We start from the raw sequence: 5,038 nt of genomic DNA on the forward strand, positions 1-5,038 counted from the left end.
GGGTCTCGCCGGTGCCCGGCCGCCGGACGGCGTCGCTCGCGCCGGGGCGGGTGCGCTCGGGGCTGCCCGCGCGCTGCGGCTGCTCGCCGGGGCGCGCGATGCGCTGGGTGCGGTTGGCGGGGTCGCCCGCGCCGGGAATCGGGCCGGACGGCACGCCCTCGCGCCGCGGCGGCCTGCCCGGCTGCTGGCCGGGCGGGCGCGCACCGGGCGCCGGGCGGCCACCCGGCGGCGGGCCACCGGGTGCGGAGCGCCCGTTCGGCGGCGGGCTACCGGCGGCAGGCCGCCCGTTCGGCGGCGGGCCACCTGGGGCCTGGCGGCCGTTCGGCGGCGGACCGCCCTGGTAGGGGCGGCCGGGCGGCGGCCCCGGCCGCTGCCCGGGGGCACCCTGGCGCGGCGGCATGGGCCTGCCGTCCTGCGGCATCGGGCGCCCCGCCCCGGGCGGCGGGCCGCCCGGACGCTGCGGCTGCTGTGGCCTGGACTGGAAATCTTGGTGTGAACTGCGCTGCGTACGGCCGCCGTGCGGGTCTTCGCCGTAGGGGGAACGCTCGTAGGGCGAATTCACTGACAAAATCTCCGTTGCTCGTCTCTGTGCACGCTCATGGCGTCGGGCTCACCGCTCGGCGGTGTCACGGCCTGCCCGCCTGCGCGGACCCGCCGGTGCGCGGCTCATTCGGCCGCGCTGCGCCGGCCGGAGCCGGGCCGGTTCTCGCGGTTCCCGCCCGCGCCGGACCGGCCGCGCCGCGGCGCCGGGTCGGTGCCGAGGACGTACGACTGCACCAGGTGGTTCCAGTGGCACGAGCGGCATACCTCGACCACGTGCACCGAGAACTCCTCCTTGGTGTCGGCCAGCCTGGCCAGCTCCTCCGGAGTTCTGGCCGACCCCGCCGTCTGCCCGAGCCCGTCACCGTAGACCCAGGATACGAGCGTCAGCTGCTCTTTCCGGCAGATGGGGCAGGTGACCTCGCTCCCCCGACCGTGGAACTTCGCCGCCCGCAGGAGGTAGGGATTGGCGTCGCACACCTCGGCGACGGCGACCCGCCCCGCGTAGACGTCGGCGAGCAGCGACTTACGCCGGAGGGCGTAGTCGACCACCTGCCGCTGAATTCGCACGCCACCCAGAGTAGCGGTGCCGGGAAGCCCCCGCCCCGGCGCGGGCGGGGTGCGCGGGACGGCAATCCACCGCCAACAGGCGCGTTTCCGGCGCGGGCATTCTAGGATTCGGCTGTGTCAACCGCCGCATCCGGCCGCATGCGAGCGCGTGACCTCGATCGCGTGCACGCGTCCGGGCTCCTGGACGCCGCCTACGCGGAGGGGCAGCTCGGCGGCGACGAATATCACGACCGCACCGCGCAGGTCGCCGCCGCCGCGACCATCGGCGAGCTGCGCGCGCTCGTCGACGACCTGCAGCTGCCCGCCGCCAGGGTGCGGGCGGCCACCGACGGCATGCGGGCGGGCACCGGCTGGCGGCCACTGGCGGGCGGCGCGGGCCGCTACCCCGGCCGCACCAGGGCGCGGAACGCCGATCGCGAGCGCACCCGCGCCGCGCTCGACACCGCGCACGGCGAGGGCCAGCTCACCGCGGCCGAGCACGCCGAGCGGGTGCAGCTGCTCACCGCCGCCCGCTCGCTGGACGACCTCGCCGAGCTCGTCGACGACCTGCAGCGCGCGCCGGGAACGGCGGAGGCCCCGCGGCAGCCGACCAGCTACCGCGGCGGGGCGCGGATCGCGCTGCTGACCGTGCTCGCGCTGGCCGCCGCCACCGGCGGGTTCCTGCTGACACACCGCGACGAGACACCGCCGCCGCCGGTGTCGTACCCGGGGGTGGCCGAGCTGGGCGCGGTCGAGCCCGTCGTGATCGCGACGCCGTCGCTCGTCACCGAGGAGGGGCTGGTCGAGTTCCTGCGCCGGTACCGGGAGAAGTTCGGTGACCTGCAGGTCGACGAGATCGACCTGTTCCCCGAGCACGCGAGCATCGCGCGCGCCCTGCCCGGGCAGCCGAACCGCCTGGCGCACTACACCTACCGCGGCGGCTTCGAACAGGACCGGGACGTCACCACCAGGAAGTCGGAGACCCCGACCATCGATCTCGGCGGGCTCGACCTGAGGGGCATCGGCGCCGCGGTGGCCGCCGCCCCGGCCGCCGTGAACGTGCGCGACGGCGCGGTCTCGCACCTGAGCGTCGAGCCGGTCGACACCGACTTCTACGCCAGGTACGGCCTGCCGCTCGGCGTGACCTCGGTCAGCGTCTCGGTGACGAACGAGTTCTCCGAGTCCGGTCGGGTGCTGCTGGACCAGGCGGGGCGGGTCGCCAACGTCTGGCCCTTCAAGGAATAGGGAGAGCGAACCGATGGCGCAGCGAACCGACGGCGTCCGGGCGCGGGACCGGGACCGGGTGGATGCCTGCTCGGTGCTGGACGCCGCGCTGGCCGATGGCCAGCTGAGCGCCGCCGAGCACACCGCGCGCACCGCGAAGGCCATGCGCGCGAAGACCTTCACCGAGCTGGACACCCTCGTCGCCGACCTGCAGATCCCGGCGAACCTGGCCGGTACCCCGCTCGTGCGGGTGGATCGCCGCACCCCGCGCCGCTGGCAGGCGCCGGTCGCGCTGCTCGCCGGTGCCGCCGCGCTCGGGTTGCTGGCCGGGTTGCTGAGCCGCTGCGGCGGCCCCGACGGCCCGGCCGAGCAGATCCCGGTGCTCACCAGCGGGACCGGCATCGCCTACTTCCTCGCCGAGTACCGCGCCGAGTTCGGTGACACCGTCGTGGACGAGGTCACCTTCTACCCGCAGTACGTGCTGGTCGACCGGCAGTTCCCGGACGACCCGCGGAGCACCGCCGACTACCACTACGACGGCGGCTTCGACCGGTACACCGCGAGCTCCGGCCGCAAGCCGGACGAGCCGACCTTCGATCTCGGCGCGCTGGACGTGCCGCGGATCGCCGCGCTGCTCGCGGGCGCCCCGCGGACGGTCGGGCTGCCGAACGGCACGATCAGCCACATCATCGCGGAGCGCGAGGCCGGTGCGCGCACCGAGGCGCCGCCGATCCTGCGGATCTACGTGCGCGCCGAGGACAACCGCACCGGCTACCTGGAGACCACCCTCGGCGGCGAGCCGCTGAGCATCAGCAAACCCTCCTGACCAGCGGACGCACCGATTCCGCCGGACTGACGCGCGGGAGGTTATATCGGCCCGATATAGTGGTAAGTCGCATCCATCGGTTAGATCTGTCGACAAGTCAGGGGGTGAGGCCCGATGCTCGAACTGGCGATTCTCGGGCTGCTCCTGGACGCACCCATGCACGGGTACGAGCTGCGCAAGCGGCTGACCGGGCTGCTCGGGCCGTTCCGCGCGTTCTCCTACGGGTCGCTGTACCCCACCCTGCGGCGCATGCAAACGGACGGGTTGATCGCGGAGGAGAGCGTCACCGGCGCGACGATGCGGCGGGCGCGGCGCGTCTACCACCTGACGCCGGAGGGGCGGGAACGGTTCACCGAACTGCTCGCCGACACCGGTCCGCAGAACTACACCGATGACGGCTTCGGCGTGCACCTCGCCTTCTTCAGCCGCACCCCCGCCGAGGCGCGGATGCGGATTCTGGAGGGCAGGCGGCGCCAGGTCGAGGAGCGCCGAGAAGGACTCCGGGAGGCCATCAAGAAGGCGAGCGGCTCACTCGATCGCTACACCCGGCAGCTCCATCAGCTCGGACTGGAATCGAGCGAGCGCGAAGTGCGCTGGCTCAACGAGTTGATTGCCGCAGAGCAATCGACGAAGGCGGCACCACAGAAAGAGGGAAATATCGGCCATGAGTGACATCGACAAGGCGGAGAACGCCACCGAAGTACGCGTCGCCATCGTAGGGGTGGGCAACTGCGCCTCGTCGCTGGTCCAGGGCGTGCGGTACTACCAGGACGCGGACGAGTCCTCGACCGTGCCCGGGCTGATGCACGTCAGGTTCGGTCCCTACCACGTGCGCGACGTCAAGTTCGTCGCCGCGTTCGACGTGGACGCCAAGAAGGTCGGGTTCGACCTGGCCGAGGCGATCTTCGCCAGCGAGAACAACACCATCAAGATCTCCGACGTGCCGCCGACCGACGTCACCGTGCAGCGCGGCCCGACCCTGGACGGCATCGGCAAGTACTACGCCGAGACCATCGAGCTCTCCGAGAGCGAGCCGGTCGACGTCGTCAAGGCGCTGCGGGACGCGAAGGTCGACGTGCTCGTCTCCTACCTGCCGGTGGGCTCGGAGGAGGCGGACAAGTTCTACGCGCAGTGCGCGATCGACGCGGGCGTCGCCTTCGTCAACGCGCTGCCGGTCTTCATCGCCTCGGACCCGGTGTGGGCGCAGAAGTTCGTCGACGCGGGCGTCCCGATCGTCGGTGACGACATCAAGAGCCAGGTCGGCGCCACCATCACGCACCGCGTCATGGCGAAGCTCTTCGAGGACCGCGGGGTGCAGCTGGACCGCACCATGCAGCTGAACGTCGGCGGCAACATGGACTTCAAGAACATGCTGGAGCGCGAGCGGCTGGAGTCGAAGAAGATCTCCAAGACTCAGGCCGTCACCAGCAACCTGAAGAAGGAGCTCGGCGCCAACGACGTGCACATCGGCCCGTCCGACCACGTCGGCTGGCTCGACGACCGCAAGTGGGCCTACGTGCGCCTCGAGGGCAGGGCATTCGGCGACGTCCCGCTGAACCTGGAGTACAAGCTCGAGGTCTGGGACTCGCCGAACTCGGCGGGCATCATCATCGACGCCGTCCGCGCCGCCAAGATCGCCAAGGACCGCGGCATCGGCGGCCCGGTCATCCCGGCCAGCGCCTACCTGATGAAGTCCCCCCCGAAGCAGCTCGCGGACGACGTAGCCCGCACCCAGCTGGAAGCCTTCATCATCGGCGCCGAGTAAGCAGGTAAACCTGTAAGCAACGCCCCGTGCGAGCCCTCCCAGCCCCGCACGGGGCGAGTCTTACGAGCCCCGTTCGCGGCCCGTCTCGTCGCCGAGCACTCGAAGCGCATGCGCCGCAGGCGCGAGTCTCGAGT

Annotated in this window: 5 protein-coding genes and 1 pseudogene; 4 read left to right on the top strand and 2 right to left on the bottom strand. The window is 72.2% G+C overall.

Going from position 1 to position 5,038, the window contains the following annotated elements; genetic code table 11:
• Both ACFUUZ_RS31440 and ACFUUZ_RS31445 read right to left on the bottom strand, forming a co-directional pair.
• Window positions 1-400: pseudogene (locus tag ACFUUZ_RS31440) on the bottom strand (translation initiation factor IF-2); the annotation flags it as partial.
• A gap of 266 nt (window positions 401-666) precedes the next feature.
• Entirely contained in the window at window positions 667-1,092 is a 426-nt protein-coding gene (locus ACFUUZ_RS31445; RefSeq protein ID WP_067649027.1) for a DUF5318 family protein, read from the bottom strand.
• A gap of 156 nt (window positions 1,093-1,248) precedes the next feature.
• Here ACFUUZ_RS31445 and ACFUUZ_RS31450 point away from each other — a divergent pair, with 156 nt between their 5' ends.
• From ACFUUZ_RS31450 to ACFUUZ_RS31465, 4 genes are all read left to right on the top strand, one after another.
• On the top strand, window positions 1,249-2,334 hold the full coding sequence (locus ACFUUZ_RS31450) for a DUF1707 domain-containing protein (RefSeq protein WP_378702651.1): 1,086 nt from the start codon (window positions 1,249-1,251) through the stop codon (window positions 2,332-2,334).
• Between the two features lie 13 nt (window positions 2,335-2,347).
• The gene (locus ACFUUZ_RS31455; RefSeq protein WP_378702646.1) at window positions 2,348-3,139 is read left to right on the top strand and encodes a DUF1707 domain-containing protein; all 792 of its coding nucleotides are present in this window, start codon (window positions 2,348-2,350) and stop codon (window positions 3,137-3,139) included.
• A 114-nt stretch (window positions 3,140-3,253) separates the two neighbouring features.
• Window positions 3,254-3,811 carry a PadR family transcriptional regulator gene (locus ACFUUZ_RS31460; RefSeq protein WP_067649036.1) on the top strand — a complete coding sequence of 186 codons (558 nt, stop codon included), beginning with the start codon at window positions 3,254-3,256 and terminating at the stop codon, window positions 3,809-3,811.
• The gene (locus ACFUUZ_RS31465) at window positions 3,804-4,904 is read left to right on the top strand and encodes an inositol-3-phosphate synthase (RefSeq protein ID WP_378702648.1); all 1,101 of its coding nucleotides are present in this window, start codon (window positions 3,804-3,806) and stop codon (window positions 4,902-4,904) included. Before ACFUUZ_RS31460 ends, ACFUUZ_RS31465 begins: the two co-directional genes overlap by 8 nt.
• Window positions 4,905-5,038 lie beyond the last annotated feature (134 nt).

It is taken from the genome of Nocardia sp. NPDC057353 (assembly GCF_042667085.1).
In the GTDB taxonomy this organism is placed as follows: domain Bacteria; phylum Actinomycetota; class Actinomycetes; order Mycobacteriales; family Mycobacteriaceae; genus Nocardia.

What these genes read in the sequence shown, in the direction of transcription:
- ACFUUZ_RS31465 (WP_378702648.1), top strand. Translation starts at nt 3,804, where the DNA reads ATGAGTGACATCGACAAGGCGGAGAACGCCACCGAAGTACGCGTCGCC.
- ACFUUZ_RS31460 (WP_067649036.1), top strand. Translation starts at nt 3,254, where the DNA reads ATGCTCGAACTGGCGATTCTCGGGCTGCTCCTGGACGCACCCATGCAC.
- ACFUUZ_RS31450 (WP_378702651.1), top strand. Translation starts at nt 1,249, where the DNA reads ATGCGAGCGCGTGACCTCGATCGCGTGCACGCGTCCGGGCTCCTGGAC.
- ACFUUZ_RS31455 (WP_378702646.1), top strand. Translation starts at nt 2,348, where the DNA reads ATGGCGCAGCGAACCGACGGCGTCCGGGCGCGGGACCGGGACCGGGTG.